The sequence below is a fragment of the Cytobacillus stercorigallinarum genome (assembly GCF_014836495.1).
GTDB classification, from domain to species: domain Bacteria; phylum Bacillota; class Bacilli; order Bacillales; family Cytobacillaceae; genus Cytobacillus; species Cytobacillus stercorigallinarum.
This window is the reverse complement of sequence record NZ_JACSQT010000001.1, coordinates 596,868-612,596: the sequence shown is the minus strand read 5'-3', so window position 1 is coordinate 612,596 and position 15,729 is coordinate 596,868. Positions and strand designations below refer to the sequence as shown.

At 37.2% G+C, this 15,729-nt stretch carries 19 protein-coding genes; 3 read left to right on the top strand and 16 right to left on the bottom strand.

Going from position 1 to position 15,729, the window contains the following annotated elements:
* Positions 1 to 12: 12 nt before the first annotated feature.
* From H9655_RS03105 to spoIIM, 13 genes are all read right to left on the bottom strand, one after another.
* The gene (locus tag H9655_RS03105) at positions 13 to 435 is read right to left on the bottom strand and encodes a stage V sporulation protein AB (RefSeq protein WP_191810757.1); all 423 of its coding nucleotides are present in this window, start codon (positions 433 to 435) and stop codon (positions 13 to 15) included.
* The gene (locus H9655_RS03100) at positions 425 to 1,045 is read right to left on the bottom strand and encodes a stage V sporulation protein AA (protein WP_191810755.1); all 621 of its coding nucleotides are present in this window, start codon (positions 1,043 to 1,045) and stop codon (positions 425 to 427) included. Before H9655_RS03100 ends, H9655_RS03105 begins: the two co-directional genes overlap by 11 nt.
* Positions 1,046 to 1,205: 160 nt before the next feature.
* Complete coding sequence (gene sigF / locus H9655_RS03095; protein ID WP_191810753.1) at positions 1,206 to 1,961, bottom strand: RNA polymerase sporulation sigma factor SigF; 756 nt, start codon at positions 1,959 to 1,961, stop codon at positions 1,206 to 1,208.
* Between the two features lie 11 nt (positions 1,962 to 1,972).
* The gene (spoIIAB, locus tag H9655_RS03090) at positions 1,973 to 2,413 is read right to left on the bottom strand and encodes an anti-sigma F factor (RefSeq protein ID WP_191810751.1); all 441 of its coding nucleotides are present in this window, start codon (positions 2,411 to 2,413) and stop codon (positions 1,973 to 1,975) included.
* Positions 2,414 to 2,764 (bottom strand): anti-sigma F factor antagonist, encoded by a 351-nt coding sequence (gene spoIIAA, locus H9655_RS03085; RefSeq protein WP_191810749.1) that lies wholly within the window; start codon positions 2,762 to 2,764, stop codon positions 2,414 to 2,416.
* A 178-nt stretch (positions 2,765 to 2,942) separates the two neighbouring features.
* Positions 2,943 to 4,121, bottom strand: coding sequence for a D-alanyl-D-alanine carboxypeptidase family protein (locus H9655_RS03080; protein WP_191810747.1), 1,179 nt, complete (start codon positions 4,119 to 4,121; stop codon positions 2,943 to 2,945).
* A 251-nt stretch (positions 4,122 to 4,372) separates the two neighbouring features.
* Complete coding sequence (locus tag H9655_RS03075) at positions 4,373 to 5,677, bottom strand: pyrimidine-nucleoside phosphorylase (RefSeq protein ID WP_191810745.1); 1,305 nt, start codon at positions 5,675 to 5,677, stop codon at positions 4,373 to 4,375.
* A 22-nt stretch (positions 5,678 to 5,699) separates the two neighbouring features.
* Entirely contained in the window at positions 5,700 to 6,518 is an 819-nt protein-coding gene (locus H9655_RS03070) for a purine-nucleoside phosphorylase (RefSeq protein WP_191810743.1), read from the bottom strand.
* Complete coding sequence (gene deoB / locus H9655_RS03065; protein ID WP_191810741.1) at positions 6,518 to 7,714, bottom strand: phosphopentomutase; 1,197 nt, start codon at positions 7,712 to 7,714, stop codon at positions 6,518 to 6,520. Before deoB ends, H9655_RS03070 begins: the two co-directional genes overlap by 1 nt.
* 258 nt (positions 7,715 to 7,972) lie before the next feature.
* Positions 7,973 to 8,866 (bottom strand): site-specific tyrosine recombinase XerD, encoded by an 894-nt coding sequence (xerD, locus tag H9655_RS03060; RefSeq protein ID WP_191810739.1) that lies wholly within the window; start codon positions 8,864 to 8,866, stop codon positions 7,973 to 7,975.
* 7 nt (positions 8,867 to 8,873) lie between these two features.
* Complete coding sequence (locus H9655_RS03055) at positions 8,874 to 9,101, bottom strand: YqzK family protein (RefSeq protein ID WP_191810736.1); 228 nt, start codon at positions 9,099 to 9,101, stop codon at positions 8,874 to 8,876.
* A gap of 266 nt (positions 9,102 to 9,367) precedes the next feature.
* Positions 9,368 to 9,832: a ferric iron uptake transcriptional regulator gene (fur, locus tag H9655_RS03050; RefSeq protein ID WP_191810734.1), complete on the bottom strand. Its 465-nt coding sequence runs from the start codon at positions 9,830 to 9,832 to the stop codon at positions 9,368 to 9,370.
* 252 nt (positions 9,833 to 10,084) lie between these two features.
* Entirely contained in the window at positions 10,085 to 10,726 is a 642-nt protein-coding gene (gene spoIIM, locus H9655_RS03045) for a stage II sporulation protein M (RefSeq protein WP_191810732.1), read from the bottom strand.
* A gap of 204 nt (positions 10,727 to 10,930) precedes the next feature.
* Between spoIIM and H9655_RS03040 the strand changes: the two genes are divergently transcribed.
* Positions 10,931 to 11,500: a GNAT family N-acetyltransferase gene (locus H9655_RS03040; protein ID WP_191810730.1), complete on the top strand. Its 570-nt coding sequence runs from the start codon at positions 10,931 to 10,933 to the stop codon at positions 11,498 to 11,500.
* Positions 11,501 to 11,573: 73 nt separating this feature from the next.
* Here the strand turns inward: H9655_RS03040 and H9655_RS03035 are convergent, their stop codons facing one another.
* The 3 genes from H9655_RS03035 to H9655_RS03025 form a co-directional block, all read right to left on the bottom strand.
* Positions 11,574 to 12,482 carry an EamA family transporter gene (locus tag H9655_RS03035; protein WP_191810728.1) on the bottom strand — a complete coding sequence of 303 codons (909 nt, stop codon included), beginning with the start codon at positions 12,480 to 12,482 and terminating at the stop codon, positions 11,574 to 11,576.
* Positions 12,483 to 12,707: 225 nt separating this feature from the next.
* Complete coding sequence (locus H9655_RS03030; RefSeq protein WP_191810726.1) at positions 12,708 to 13,880, bottom strand: endonuclease Q family protein; 1,173 nt, start codon at positions 13,878 to 13,880, stop codon at positions 12,708 to 12,710.
* Positions 13,877 to 14,431 carry an NUDIX hydrolase gene (locus tag H9655_RS03025; protein ID WP_191810724.1) on the bottom strand — a complete coding sequence of 185 codons (555 nt, stop codon included), beginning with the start codon at positions 14,429 to 14,431 and terminating at the stop codon, positions 13,877 to 13,879. Before H9655_RS03025 ends, H9655_RS03030 begins: the two co-directional genes overlap by 4 nt.
* Positions 14,432 to 14,507: 76 nt before the next feature.
* Here H9655_RS03025 and mciZ point away from each other — a divergent pair, with 76 nt between their 5' ends.
* Positions 14,508 to 14,678, top strand: a complete 171-nt coding sequence (gene mciZ, locus H9655_RS03020) for a Z-ring formation inhibitor MciZ (protein ID WP_191810722.1) — start codon at positions 14,508 to 14,510, stop codon at positions 14,676 to 14,678.
* Between the two features lie 92 nt (positions 14,679 to 14,770).
* Positions 14,771 to 15,682, top strand: a complete 912-nt coding sequence (locus H9655_RS03015; RefSeq protein ID WP_191810720.1) for an aldo/keto reductase — start codon at positions 14,771 to 14,773, stop codon at positions 15,680 to 15,682.
* The last annotated feature ends 47 nt before the right edge of the window (positions 15,683 to 15,729 follow it).

Below are 15,729 nucleotides of genomic sequence, written 5' to 3'. Positions count from 1 at the left end.
TAAGTTAGAAACCTACAGATTGACATAATATATCCATTGAAATAAAGATCCTATAATTTTCCCAAAAACAAAAGCCATTAATAAATAGACAATTTTCCCTTCTACACCAATGCGTTTAGCTAATATAGGGAAGACATTCAGCACTTCCGTAAGCGCAGCTGCAAGCATTCCAACAAAAATTCCACATAATAGGCCAATCGGAATTAGTATTAGAGAGGTAGCTTGTAGTACTGGCTCCCACATGGAAGCTGCAGCTCCAGCAATCACACCACACACCGCTGCCCATTCATAAGCATGAATCATCTTCATTGTTTTTGTTAGTTGCGTAAGTCTTGGAATAATTCCTAGGACAGATAAGAAAGCAACGACTCCACCACCTACAGCAATCCCACTCGCTAAGCCTATAAAGATGGCAAAGATAATTTTACCGCTCATCAATATTCTTCATACTCTCTTTGTTTTCTTTAAGGGCAACATAATTATCCAAATCCATTTGATAATTAAACATCTCTACCTCGAGAGGACTAGGCTCTTCATTTATACGCTTTTTAAATACATGATTGAAGAAGAGAATCATTCCTAAGCCCAATCCAATTGAATATGGGATTTGAAAGATCAATGGCCGACTATCGACTTCACCTGTAATCAATGTATAAATCTTTAGTTGAACTTCTTGCATACTAACATCTTCATGGAAATTCATGATGGTAAGAGCGGCACCAAAGAATAATAATAACCATATAAGGATAAACAATGGCAGTGAGACTTTCCTTCTTTTCACGGAAACTTCAACAATAACCTGTGTCGGCCCAACCGTTTGGATTTCCAAATCGGGAAAAGATTGTGTAATCTGCTTAATTACCTGCATAACATCAATAATGATGATATTCTTATCTTCTTCCGACACGCGGTATAACAAGAGTTTAGCTAATTTATCGTAAACTTCCTCATCTGCAATAAGCTGTGCAACATCCGATAAAACGATAGGTTCGTGCGGTTTAACCTGCAATCGATGTCGCAAGCGTAGATAAACGATTCGTTCCATCCTTTCACTTCCCACACAAAGATTTCCTTGCATATAGTATGAGTAAAGGTATTTCACTTCATGAAATCCAATAATTTCCTCACACAGATAATGCTCTCTCCTATAAATAAACGTCGGCTTCTCCACTTAAATAAAAGAAGCAAATGAAAAAGCATATAGACTACAAGTCCATATGCTCTTTCATTTGCTTCAATATTTTCTTCTCTAGCCTCGAGACTTGTACTTGTGAAATACCAAGCCTGACAGCTACTTCTGATTGTGTTTGATCTTTGTAATAGCGTAAATAAACAATCAGTCTCTCTCTTTCATCTAATTCATTAATCGCTTCTTTTAAAGCAATCTTATCGAACCATTTCCCCTCGTCCCCATCATCGATTTGGTCGAGTAAAGTAATAGGGTCACCGTCATTTTCATATACGGTTTCATGAATAGACGAGGGAAGTCGACTCGCATCTTGGGCCATGATAATATCCTCTGTTGGGATATTAAGGTATTCTGAAATCTCTGATACGGTCGGCACCCTACCTAATGATTTCGATAACTCATCTTTTGCTTTCCGAATTTTATTCCCGAGTTCTTTAAGTGAACGACTGACTTTAACTGTTCCATCATCTCTTATAAAACGTTGGATCTCACCAATAATCATGGGAACAGCGTAAGTAGAAAATTTCACATCATAACTCAAATCAAATTTATCTACCGATTTCAATAATCCAATACAGCCTATTTGAAATAAGTCATCTGGTTCGTATCCTCGATTGAGGAAGCGCTGGACAACTGACCATACTAAACGCATATTTTTTTGGACAATCAGGTCTCTAGACGCTTGATCACCATTTTGACTTTTACCAATGAGCTCTTTTACTTCATGATCTTTTAAATATTGCGTCTTTCCTGTTTTAACCTCCACATCCATAGCAAGACTCCTTAATTACATAGCATTTTACTATTTGATAAATGCTTCTTTAAACGGACCTCTGTGCCTTCACCTGGGTGTGATACAATACTTATTTCGTCCATAAAATTTTCCATAATCGTAAAACCCATGCCAGATCTTTCTAGCTCTGGCTTTGTTGTATAAAGAGGCTGTCTTGCCTCTTCTATATCCATAATACCGAGACCTTCATCTTTAATCGACAGTTCTACTATTCCTTCTTCAATGGTTACCGAAATGTGTACAATGCCATCTGGGCTCATATCATAGCCATGAATAATAGCGTTCGTTACCGCTTCTGAGACCACCGTCTTAATTTCTGTCAATTCATCCATTGTTGGATCAAGCTGAGCAATAAAAGCTGCCACTGTCACTCGAGCAAACGATTCATTTTGACTGAGAGCAGTAAACTGCATCTGCATAGCATTTTTCATTTACGCCACCCCCAATCGTTGCAGGGCAAACGCTTCAGTAGGTTCTAAGCGAATAATTTTAAATAAACCAGACATATCAAAAAGTCTCTGGACAGATGGAGAAATCGCACAAACAACCATTTCGCCATTTTTTTGTTTTACTTGTTTATATCTGCCGAGAATTACTCCAAGTCCAGAACTATCCATGAAAGTTAATTGTTCCAGATTAAGAATAATATGATGAATATCGTGTTCCTCAATCATTTTTGTTGCTTTTGTTCTTAATTCATCCGCAGAGTGATGATCAAGCTCCCCGCTTAAACGAATACATAATACGTTGTTTTTTATTTCTAAATTAATTGCTAGACTCACTAACCATAGCCTCCTTTGTAATCAGTTGTCTCTATGGATTAGACAGGATTGACACAATTAGAATATCAATTCTGTCTTTAGTGAGTCCAATTCTATACTATTTACTGTTTTTCCTTCATGAAGACAAAACTAGTGTTTATTCGCTAAAACAGGACTTGTCTTCACTCGGTTCGACATATTACTCTGATACTTTCGTAAACATACCCATTGAACGCTTAAATAAAGTCCATATGTTGGCTTTTTTACTATCTTGGCTTGCGACTAAAGGACTTTCAACCATTGTTTTTCCTTCTTTTTCAAAAATAATCTTGCCGACTTCATCACCTTTTTTAACAGGAGCTTTTATATTTTCATCGAGTACAACCGTTTGTTTCACGTTTTTAATATCTTCACCTTTTTTAGCTAATATTGAAATCGGTTCGCTTGTTAATGCTTCTACTTGTTTCTTTTCCCCTTTTGACACTTTCACTTTTGCCACTGCTTGATTTCTTTTATACATGGCATGAGTTTCATATTTATTAAAAGCATAGTCTAGCATTTTTGTCACTTCTGCATTTCTCTCTTTTGAACTAGGTGCCCCAAAAACAACCGCAATAACGCGCATTCCATTTTTCTCTGCTGTCGCCGTTAGACAATACTTTGCTTCTTGAGTAAATCCAGTCTTAAGACCATCTACACCTGGATAGAAGCGGACTAATTTATTTGTATTTACTAACCAGAACTTTTTATCAGTGTCTTCACGCAAATAGGCCTCGTAAGTACCGGTAAAATTTGTAATATCTTCATACTTCAGTAATTCCTTTGCCATCATCGCCATATCATGAGCCGTACTAAAATGATCAGTTACCGGGAGGCCAGTAGGATTCTTGAATACAGTGTCCTTTAAACCTAGCTCTTTTGCTTTTGCATTCATCATTTTGACAAACTCATCTACCGTACCGGCTAAACGTTCTGCTACAGCAACAGAAGCGTCATTTCCAGAACCTATAGCAATTCCTTGTAACATTTCTTTTGTAGTCATTTCCTCTCCAGGCTCAAGGAAAATTTGTGAACCACCCATTGAAGCAGCATATTCACTTGTCCTAATCTTTTCATCCCATTTAAGTTTGCCTTCATCGATTGCTTCCATAATTAAAAGCATTGTCATAACCTTCGTCATACTTGCTGGTGGTAATTGAACATCACTATTTTTTTCATACAGAACTTTACCTGTATCTCGCTCAATTAAAATAGCTGACTTTACATTTTTCACGACTTCTTCTTCCGTCATTTGTTCGCTTTCACGCGCAAATACTTGTGGCGCTATGGTAGAAACCATGAGAATACATATAAAAAATACACTTACTATTCGCTTCATCGCACAAACCCTCCATTCTTTATAGTTTCCATGATTACCATTTGTTGATAATTTATACCAATAAAAATACCAGAAAATACATTTTATGAATGAAAAAAATCAGGAAGATGAGAGGTGTGGAATGAGATATTTTATACTTTGATGTGGGAAGTAATCGAAGGAAATATGTAAAGAAGGAGCATCTTTTTAGTTAAGTTATATTAAAAAAAGCTTAAAGGTTTTATTTCCTTTAAGCTTTTTCCAGTATATCTTTATTCAGTGATGACTTGATGTATCAATGTTGGTGCCGTTACTTCTTCTGACACTATTTTGATATTGTTAATAAGGATATTTTTTACTTCTTCAACATCTTCCATATTGCTATGAATTGTTAATAGCGCTTCTCCTTTTTGAACAGAATCGCCAACTTTTTTATGAAGAAGGAGGCCTGCAGCGAGATCAATAATAGATTCTTTTGTTGCTCTACCCGCACCAAGCATCATTGCAGCAGTACCCAGTTTTTCTGCAGCAATTTCTGAAATATATCCACTTTGCGCAGCTTCCACCTTTATTTGATATTTTGCCTGTGGAAGAAGAGATGGATCATCAACGACTGCTACTTTTCCCCCTTGAGATTGGATAAAGGTTTTAAAAGTCTCTAACGCTTTACCACTACTGATTGCTTCTTGTAGTAGCGCGCGCGCACTTTCTAACGTATCGGCCTTTTTCGCTAATACAACCATTTGACTTCCAAGCGTTAAACATAAATCAGTCAAATCTTCCGGCCCTTCTCCTTTTAACGTATCTATCGCTTCTTTTACCTCTAAGGAATTACCAATTGCAAGGCCAAGTGGTTGACTCATATCTGAGATGACAGCCATTGTCTGTCTGCCAACATGATTACCGATTTTCACCATTGTTTTTGCTAAAGCAATTGATTCTTCAATTGTTTTCATAAATGCACCTGAACCCGTTTTCACATCCAAAACAATTGCGTCTGCACCCGCAGCAATTTTCTTACTCATGATACTTGATGCGATTAAAGGGATACTATTTACGGAAGCGGTCACATCTCTTAACGCATAGAGCTTCTTATCAGCTGGCGTTAAGTTTCCACTTTGACCTATGACAGCTAGTTTATTACGATTAACTAAATTCATAAATTCATCATTGTCAATCTCCACATGAAATCCATCGATGGCTTCTAATTTATCAATGGTTCCACCTGTATGCCCTAGTCCTCTTCCGCTCATCTTTGCAACCGGCACACCTACAGCAGCTACTAAGGGCCCTAATACGAGCGTAGTTGTATCACCTACACCCCCGGTTGAATGTTTATCCACTTTGATTCCATCAATGTTTGCAAGATTAATTTCATCGCCTGACTTAACCATTGCTGTTGTTAAATCGGCTGTTTCTCTTTCATCCATTCCTTGAAAATAAATCGCCATTGCAAGTGCACTTGCTTGATAATCAGGAATTGTTTCATTTGTATAGCCTTGAATAAAATAGTTAATTTCTTCTGTCGTTAAAGACTGTCCGTCCCTTTTTTTCTCAATGATGTCTACCATTCTCATCTTAATAGTTCCCCCATTAAATTTAAATTTTTGTCACGATTCCTTTGACGAAGCTTAAAAATTGTTGTTTTACTTTCTCCGTTGTTTCTATCACTTCTTCATGATTTAATGGTTGGTCTAATATACCAGCAGCCATATTAGAAATACAAGAGATACCAAGTACATTCATACCAGCATGATTCGCAACAATAACTTCCGGAACAGTTGACATACCAACTGCATCACCACCGCAAATTCTAAGCATCTTTACTTCTGCAGGTGTTTCATAAACTGGTCCTGTATTGGCTACGTATACTCCACTTTGTATGTCTAATTGTTGTTGTTCTGCAACCTCTTTAGCGACTTGTATCATTTCTTTATTGTATGCTGATGACAGATCTTGAAAGCGCACACCAAAATGGTCATCATTAGGACCTATAAGAGGATTTACCCCCATATTGTTAATATGGTCTGTGATGATCATTAAATCACCTGGTGAGAAAGTTTCATTCACGCCTCCAGCAGCATTTGTCACAATTAGTTTCTGTACACCCAACTCCTTCATTACACGGACCGGAAACGTAACTTGCTGCATAGTATAGCCTTCGTAATAATGAAATCTTCCTTGCATAGCAACAACCGCTACTCCGTTTAATTGACCAATAACCAGTTGACCTGCATGCCCAGCTACTGTTGATTGCGGAAAACCCGGTATATCTTTATAAGGAATTTTTATCGCATTTGTTATATCGTCAGCAAGTACCCCAAGTCCAGAACCTAATATAAGGCCGACTGTTGGTGTTTGATCTATTCTAGATTGAATTAATTCTTTAGCTGCTATTACCTCATGTAAATTAGTCATTATTTCCCTACTCCCTTGACATTTTTAAGAAAGCTCTCTCCAATCAATGGCATCTTCACTTGAAAATTCTCTGCAATAGTCGCGCCGATGTTAGCAAATGTCTTGCCTTGAGGCAGTTCTTCTCCATGAGATAAGCGCTTAGAATAAACAAGTAATGGCACATATTCTCTCGTATGGTCTGTACCATGATGTATTGGGTCATTTCCATGATCCGCTGTAATAATAAGAAGGTCATTTTCATCTAACTGTTCGAAAAGTTCAGGTAAACGAGCATCGTATTCTTCTAACGCTTGACCGTACCCTAGTGGATCTCTTCTATGACCATAAAGAGCATCGAAGTCTACTAAATTCAAGAAACTAATGCCTGTAAAGTCTTGTTTTGCTGTTGCAACTATCTTGTCCATGCCATCCATATTTGATGTGGTTCTAATTGCTTCTGTTACGCCTTCTCCATCATAAATATCATTAATTTTTCCGATGGCAATGACATCTAGATTAGCATCTTTTAACTCATTCATTACTGTTCTGCCAAATGGCTTTAATGCATAATCATGTCTATTCGCTGTTCTTGTAAACGCGCCAGGTTTACCCACAAATGGTCTAGCAATGACTCTACCTACCATGTATTTTTCATTTAAAGTCAACTCTCGAGCAATTTCACAAATACGATACTGTTCTTCGATTGGTATAATCTCTTCATGAGCGGCGATTTGTAACACAGAATCAGCTGATGTATATACAATAAGAGAACCTGTCTCCATATGCTCTTCCCCTAATTCGTCTAAAATCACCGTCCCGCTCGCAGGTTTATTACCAATCACTTTTCGACCTGTCTTTTCTTCTAATACATGAATTAACTCATCTGGAAATCCATTAGGAAATACTTGAAAGGGTTTATCAATATGAAGACCCATTATTTCCCAATGACCTGTCATCGTATCCTTCCCTACAGAAGCTTCTTGAAGCTTTGTAAAAGAAGCCTCGGGTTGCGCGACTTTTGCAATCCCTTTTATTTCGTTGATATTACTTAATCCGAGACGTGCCATATGCGGCATATGTAAACCGTTCATTTTCTCGGCAATATGACCTAACGTATGTGCACCTTCATCACCGAAATTTTTCGCATCAGGTGCTTCTCCTATTCCAACAGAGTCCATTACAATAAGGAAAATACGTTTGTATGTAAATGTGTTCACATTCAACACTCCTTTCTAACTATTTCTTAACTAAAGAAAATCACTACTTATCATACCCTAAAAAGGCATTCATCAACAGCGAAGGATAGTGTAAAATGTCTAAAACCTAACAAAAGAGAACTGTCATTGAAAGGCCTCTATCCTTAAGAAAGATCTCTTTCGTCAGAAGTCTGACATCTATATTTATATTGTACTGAAAATAAAAAAAGAAAAACAGTCTTTTGTATCACTTTTCACTGTTTTCCTATATATTTCCTGTTATGCTCTTGGGTGGAATTGTTTATATACATCTTTTAATCTCGTTTTTGACACATGTGTATATATTTGTGTCGTTGAAATATCTGCATGACCAAGCATTTCTTGTACCGCTCTTAAATCTGCTCCATTTTCAAGTAAATGGGTGGCAAATGAATGCCTTAAAGTATGAGGTGTTAACTCTTTTTGAATACCAGCTGCTTGTGCTGTTTTTTTTAAGTTTTTCCAAAACCCCTGCCGTGATAACCCTTTACCATGGTGATTTAAAAACAAGTACTCTGTCGGGTGTTTTGGTGATAACAACTGTTGTCTGCCCTTATCTAAATAATCTTGAACAGCCGCTTGTGCTGTTTTTCCTAATGGGATGATTCTTTCTTTATTCCCTTTTCCAATACATCTTAAAAAACCCATCGTGAGATGAACATCATTTATTGTCAAATGGATTAATTCACTGACACGGATTCCTGTTGCATAGAGCACTTCTAACATGGCTTTATCCCTTAAATAAAAGCGGCTACCATCATTCGGGAGGTCTAGCAATCTTTCAACTTCCTTCATATTTAATACTTTCGGCAAAGATTTTTCCGCTTGTGGTGTTTCAATATGAATAGATGGGTCATGGTCTACTATTTTTTCACGAAGTGCAAATTGGTGAAATGAGCGTATAGACGCAATATGTCTTGCAATTGTTTTAGTGGACTTGCCATCATCCTTAAGCTGAGCTAGAAACTGAACAATATGAACGCGTTCAATTTCATTCATCGATTGTTTCAACATCTTCTTCTCAATAAATAAAATATAACTTCTTAAGTCTCTTTCATATGCCATGATCGTATTTTTGGCTAGGCCTTTTTCAATCATTAAATAGTGGATAAAATCCTGCAGATGATCATTCATCAAATCATTACTCCCCATTTAAATAAAACAGAATCAACCGATCCAACCAAGAAGAGTCCGATGCATTCGCACTTGCTGCTACCTTCACAGCCGCCCCACTCGGTTCATCATAACGATGATAATCCTGATACTCTTCATTTAACCACATAATACCATAATAAAAAAGAATTGTGCTTCCTGTAAAAAGAACGAAAACCTTAATGGTTTGATAGACTAGTTTAATCCACGCACTCATCATTTCTCCCCCAAATAAAACGTCTTATTAGAGGGTATGCCATTTTGGACAAGATTTATACCTGTTTCCAATGAGGAATCAATTAAGTTCATTCAATCATTCCAACTTCTAGGTCGGTGTAGACTCAAAAAGTGGTGGACCTTATCTTTATGTAGTATATAAATTAATTCAATCATATTTGTTGCTAAGTTGCAAAACCAGCTTGAGGCACAGGTTAGAGAAAAATAAGAAAACCCTTTCCAATTAAATTAGAAAAGGTTCGTGTCTTAAGCTCCTGGCTCTTCATCATTTTTTTTATCTTGACATCGATAGCAGATGCCGTGAAAAGTAAGACGGTGGTCTTTTATTTTGAAATGCCAACGCTTCTCAACAACTTCTTCCACATCTTCTAGTAAATCTTCTTGAATTTCATCTACTGCACCGCATTCTATGCATACAAGATGATGATGGAAGTGAGCAGCACCCTCTTGACGTAAGTCATATCGGGAAACGCCATCACCAAAATTAATTTTATCAACAATTTTTAATTCAGTTAGTAATTCAAGTGTTCGATAAACAGTTGCTAAACCGATTTCTGGCGACTTTTCTTTAACAAGGAGGTATACATCTTCCGCACTCAAATGGTCCTCTTCATGTTCTAACAAAACGCGAACCGTGGCTTCACGTTGTGGTGTTAGCTTATAACTGGATGAATGCAACTGTTTTTTGATTCTGTCAATTCTGCTTTCCATACCGAAAGTCCCTCCCTCACCACTAACATTCTCATTATAACAGATAGATGTATAGAATCAAACTAAAATCATTATAAAGAGGACTTTATAATGATTCTTATATTAGAATTGTTATAATAGCTAAAACAACATAAAAGTACAGAACCTAAACGTAGGCTCTGTACATAATGATCTATTCAAGTCAGTCATTATTACTAAATTCATATGATAAAAGAATTATAGCATTCAAACCTTATATAAGCAATCGGTGATTTAGAGGAATGAATCAATGACTGACTTCATTAACACCGGTGAAACAAAGGCCTCAATAGCTGATGCACCGGCTAATATAATTATGGCAATAAGGAAAGAAACTAAGTATTTACCTAGCAAGGGCATAAATGCATTATTTACTTTCTTCATAAACAGCCGACGGATCATCTTCATTGAAAATGAAATCGCAAAAGTAGATGTAATAATAAAAATTGGAATGATAATCATATTTTGTGGCAAAATCGACACAAAAGATAGTAAAAACCCATGCCACTTTAATTGACTTACTAAAAAACCGACAGTAAAGCCAACGACCATCCCTTTCACAAATAGTAAAACTAAAATAAGCGGTAATCCAATAATAGATATCCCCAATAGCCATATAACACCTATATATTTTCCATTATGGAGTAAGCTTTGTTCAAATATGTGAGCAGGTGTCGCCATTTCTTCATTTGAAACATGACCAAAAAACTGTGTCAAATATTGAAATAAATCCTCTTTTTGCGTCAAACTTAAACTGTTTACGACAACCGCTCCAAATATGACACCCATTAGAAACAATATAATAACAAACAAATAGATTGAGGAATGCTCACGGAAATGATTTGCTACGACGTTCTGGTACATTTTTTTTATCATTGCTCTTCCTCCTGAAAAATGATTTCACTTACTAGAATGTATGCTAGACTTTGTGAGTTCATGACAGGAAGATACGAAATACTTTAAGTAATCTATTAAAATTTTTATTGTAAAAAAGATGTTATTTATTTAAACTTTAAGAAAGTTTTGTCCACTTGGTGTCAAAGGATAGTTGCGCTAGTAAATTAAAAAGGAGAAGAAAGAATGAACCCCCTCTTAGTAGATTTTCCAGAGAAAATAGAAACGGCCCGTTTGTATTTTAGACCCTGTTTGCCTGGTGATGGCAAGATCGTGCATGAAGCCATTGCAGTGTCACGAGATTCACTAAAAAAATGGTTGCCCTTTGCTGTAAAAGAAGAGACTGTTGAAGAAGTAGAAGCGGGAATACGCGCATCTTTTGCGGAATTTATTAACCGCAGTGATTTCCGTCTCCATATCTTTCTGAAGGAGAATCATCTTTTTGTTGGCTCAATCGGCCTTCACCGGATAAATTGGGATATTAAAAAATTCGAAATTGGCTATTGGTGTGATAGCCGCCAAATGAAGAATGGCTATATATCAGAAGCAGTAGAGGCGTTGACAGCTTTCTGTTTTGAGCATTTCAAAGCAAATAGAGTAGAAATCCGCTGTGATGAAAAAAATATAGCTAGTCGGCGAATACCCGAACGTCTCGGTTTCCCATTAGAGGGAATATTACGCAACGATAGCTTAGCAACAGATAACATATCTCTAAGAAGTACATGTGTGTATGCAAAAGTAAAAGTTGTTGACTAATTGAAACCTCAACATAAAAAGGTAAGGACCTTGTCAAAAATCTTAGACAAGGTCCTCACATTCTCCCTATTAATTAACTCGCTTTTGCCGATTGAATTTGGTCGTGGTCCTTTTTTACTTTATGGCCCACATTACCATAAATAATCCCTACAATGATAATACAAACCCCTATCCACTGAAGCGGGACAAGATCTTCCTGTAAAACCAAAACTGACATTAGTAAAGCAACTGGTAATTCTGACGATGTCAAAATTGTACCTAACCCAGCTCCCACATGAGGCATTCCAATTGCAAATAACAATGGTGGTAACGTAACACCAAAAAGTCCTAGAATCAATCCGTACGGCATAATTGCTGTCACAGTTGCTGTATCGGCTAAGAAAACTGGCGGGAAGATAATCATAGTAATGAGTAATCCACCAAAGGCAAAGATTGCACTTCTTTGGATCGGCGGTACTTCTTTCCCGACCGTACTACTAATATAGGCGAAGATGGAGAAAGATAATGCTGCAAGCATCCCCCATCCTGCACCAACTAGAGAAAAGTCATTAAAGCCTTGTGATAAAATTCCTGTTGCCAAGAAAGAGCCCACAAGTAACAGCAAAATCGCACGTAACTTTTTCATTCCTGGCTTTTTTCTATCAATAATAAACTCGATAGCCGTGCCAATCCAAACAAACTGAAATAAGAAAATGATGGCTAACGACGCATTTAAAGACTGTAAGGATTGATAATAAAAAATACCCGTTAAACCAGTTGGCACGCCACATAATACGAGAAAGCCAAAACGCTTGAAGCTTATCTTCTGTTTTTTTGTAAACAAGAATATAAGCCAAATCAATAACGTCCCAGCTAAAAATTGACTTCCAGAAACTTCAGCAGGTTCGAACCCCTCACCGTAGGCCAGCTTGACAAATGTTGATAACACACCAAAGCAAGCACCTCCGATAAGGACTGCTAAAGGATACATTGATTGTTTCATCAGTATTTCCTCCTAAATCTACCGGTTGTAAATATCGTTTAAAAAACATAAGAGCAGTTTTTAAAAAATACAAAAAGCCACACATCGATGCTACTTGCATCAATGTGTGGCGAAAAAAGAGTGTCTACTCTTAAAAAGTCCACAAATCCGTACCGGTTTTGGCATTCAATTATTAATACCAATGTATCTTATCTCTAACATGGGTAGTCTGTCAAGTCTAGTATTTTAATCAAGGCGAACTCTACCATATCTTCCTCCGCCACCTACATCAAATTGTACGCTACCTAATCTCGCCTGCTCAATCAGATTCGCTGCTTGCTCAGGTATGACTTGTTGCAATGAACCAAGAGGGACATCATGGATGATAACCATTTCTGTGCCATAATGAAGAAGTAGCTTTTCTAATGTCTTCACCCCAATCCCGGGAATAAACTCTAAAGGAATTTGATGGATATATGGTGGTCGCTTTCTCCCTTGAGCCGTTGAAGTTACATTTGCTAACTCTTGAATACGATTTTTTACGCCTTTAATAATTTTCTTACTACCGCAGTTACTGCATTGTACAGCCCGTAGTGGTTGGGCCTCACCACATTTTGCACAGACCGTCTCATGATACTTACCAAGAAGCGGATCTAATCCATAATTAGCTTCAACTGTTCTTCCATCCGTTTGTTGCAAAGCCATCGTTAACTCCTTAAAACTTAATTCTTGGAGTGAGATCCTTTGGTATTCTCTTGCAATTTTCGCTAATGAATGCGCATCAGAATTTGTTATAAATGGATAGTCATGTAACTCTGCTATACGGTCTGCCATTTCTGTATTGGCACTCAAACCCAATTCAATTGCATCAATCCATTGGGGGTCAAATACTTCCGAAAGTGAATGCTTTACCCCTTTTCCATATAAGCTTTTAAAAGGGGTAAACACATGGGCAGGAATAAACAAACCATCTAATTCTTTTACCTTTTGTTGAAGCAACCGCCCTTCTATATAAACCCGCTGTGAACTCAGTTGGATATTCTTCATTCGAAATGACAACCAGTTAGAAAAAGCTTTCATGTGGCTAAGTGTTGGGAAAAACGACAGTACATGGATGGGACCGTGGCAATATTGATCATATATCTCGAGTTCTGAACCAAGAATAATCATCATATCACCAAATAATAATCCGCCATCTTCATGCTCTTGTAACACACCCTCGTGAAGTAAACCCTCTATTTCAGTTATCACTTCTGGAGAGTGACAATCGATAATCCCAATGATGTCTAACCCTTTTTGACTTTTTGCATGATGAATAATGTTTGTAAAAGTTAAGGTTTTTGAACCTGTGATTTTAACCGGCTTACCAGTAGCGGTTCTCCCAATATGAATATGCAAATCTGCATAATAAGATTTCATTTTTGCTGCAACGCTTCTTTTAGTTGCATATATTGAACCGCATAAGCGGTTTTCGCATCATAGATTTTTTGCTCTCCTATTAATTGGACCGCTTCTTGAACGGAGACTTCTTTCAGATTAACAAATTCGTCTTCATCAAGAGAGGCCGAATTTTCTATCACATGTAAACCTTTTGCCATATACAAATGAACAATTTCATCAGCAAAACCTGGAGAGGTATAAAAAGAAATAAGCCACTCTATTTCATCACACCCATACCCTGTTTCTTCTTCTAATTCTCTTTTCGCACATTGTAAGGGGTCTTCGTTTCCTTCTAATTTACCTGCTGGGATTTCAATAATCGTCTTCTCAAGCGCTTTACGGTATTGTTCAACCATAACCATGTTTCCTTCATCCGTTAGTGCTAATATTGCCACTGCACCTGGGTGCTTGACTACTTCTCTTTTCGATATTTGTCCGTTCGGTAGTTCAACCTCTTCTACTTGGAGTCGAATAACCCTACCGTCAAAGATTTTTTCCGTTTTTAACGTTTTTTCTTCTAGGCGACTCATTTTCTCTCGTCACTCCTGTTCTATCCGATTATTCTGCTCATACATTTTAACATACTTATGTTTAGGAGAGCTCATGATGAAAATATACGTACATGAAAAAGGTGTTACCTTTGTTGGTAAGGCATGGGAAATTAAAGAAAAACTAAAAGTTTATCAAAAGTCATTTTCTTATGTTAGAGAATGGATAGATGAAACAACAAATGGTGATTATGACAAGAAGCCTAAGAATAGCGAACAGCACTCATAAATTCTCCATGCCATAAATCAAATGATTTGTTTAACCTCTCTCAGTATCGGTAAAATAGATAAAAAATACTCAGAGAAGAGCGGAGGTTCATAATGCAAAAAGTACAGTTAGGTAAATCACCCTTAATGGTTACTCCTCTTGGTCTTGGTTGTATGTCACTTGGAACAAATAAAAAAAAGGCCCAAGCGATTATTGAAACAGCACTAGAAGAAGGGATTAATTATTTTGATACAGCCGACTTATACGACTTTGGTTTAAACGAACAGCTAGTTGGAGAAGCGTTAAAACGCGTACGAGAGGATGTCGTTATTGCCACAAAAGTAGGTAATCGATGGACTGAAGGAAAGGAAGGCTGGCACTGGGATCCGTCAAAAGATTATATAAAAGAAGCCGTAAAACAAAGCTTAAAACGATTAAGTGTAGAATATATTGACTTATATCAATTGCATGGCGGGACGCTAGATGATGATATACTTGAAACAATTGATGCGTTTGAAGAGCTTAAACAAGAAGGTTTTATTAAGGCATATGGTATCTCCTCGATCCGTCCTAATGTTATTCGTGAATATGTTAAGCATGCCTCTATTGATACAGTAATGATGCAATACAGCTTACTCGATCGTCGTCCAGAGGAAGAAGTTTTACCACTATTAGCTGAAAATAATATCAGTGTCGTTACGAGAGGCCCACTAGCTAAAGGATTATTAAGTGAAAACTGGATGGATAAACTATCGGAACAAGGGTATTTAGATTATAGTGAAGCAGAATTGCGTGCCCTCCTCACTGAGCTTAATGCAAGGTTTACTGAAACACGCCATCTACAAGAAGCAGCCATCCAATATAACTTGGCACATATTGGGGTTTCTTCTATCATTGCCGGTGCCTCTTCGATGGAACAGGTAAAAGAAAATGTTGCAGCCGTCCGTGCAGAGCCATTATCTAAGGAAGAATTAACTTTCATGGAGCAACTAGCTAAACTGAATAAGTACGAGACACATCGTTAAGCCATACTTAAATCAAAAATGAGAAAAGATGACGTACCTTTGGATGC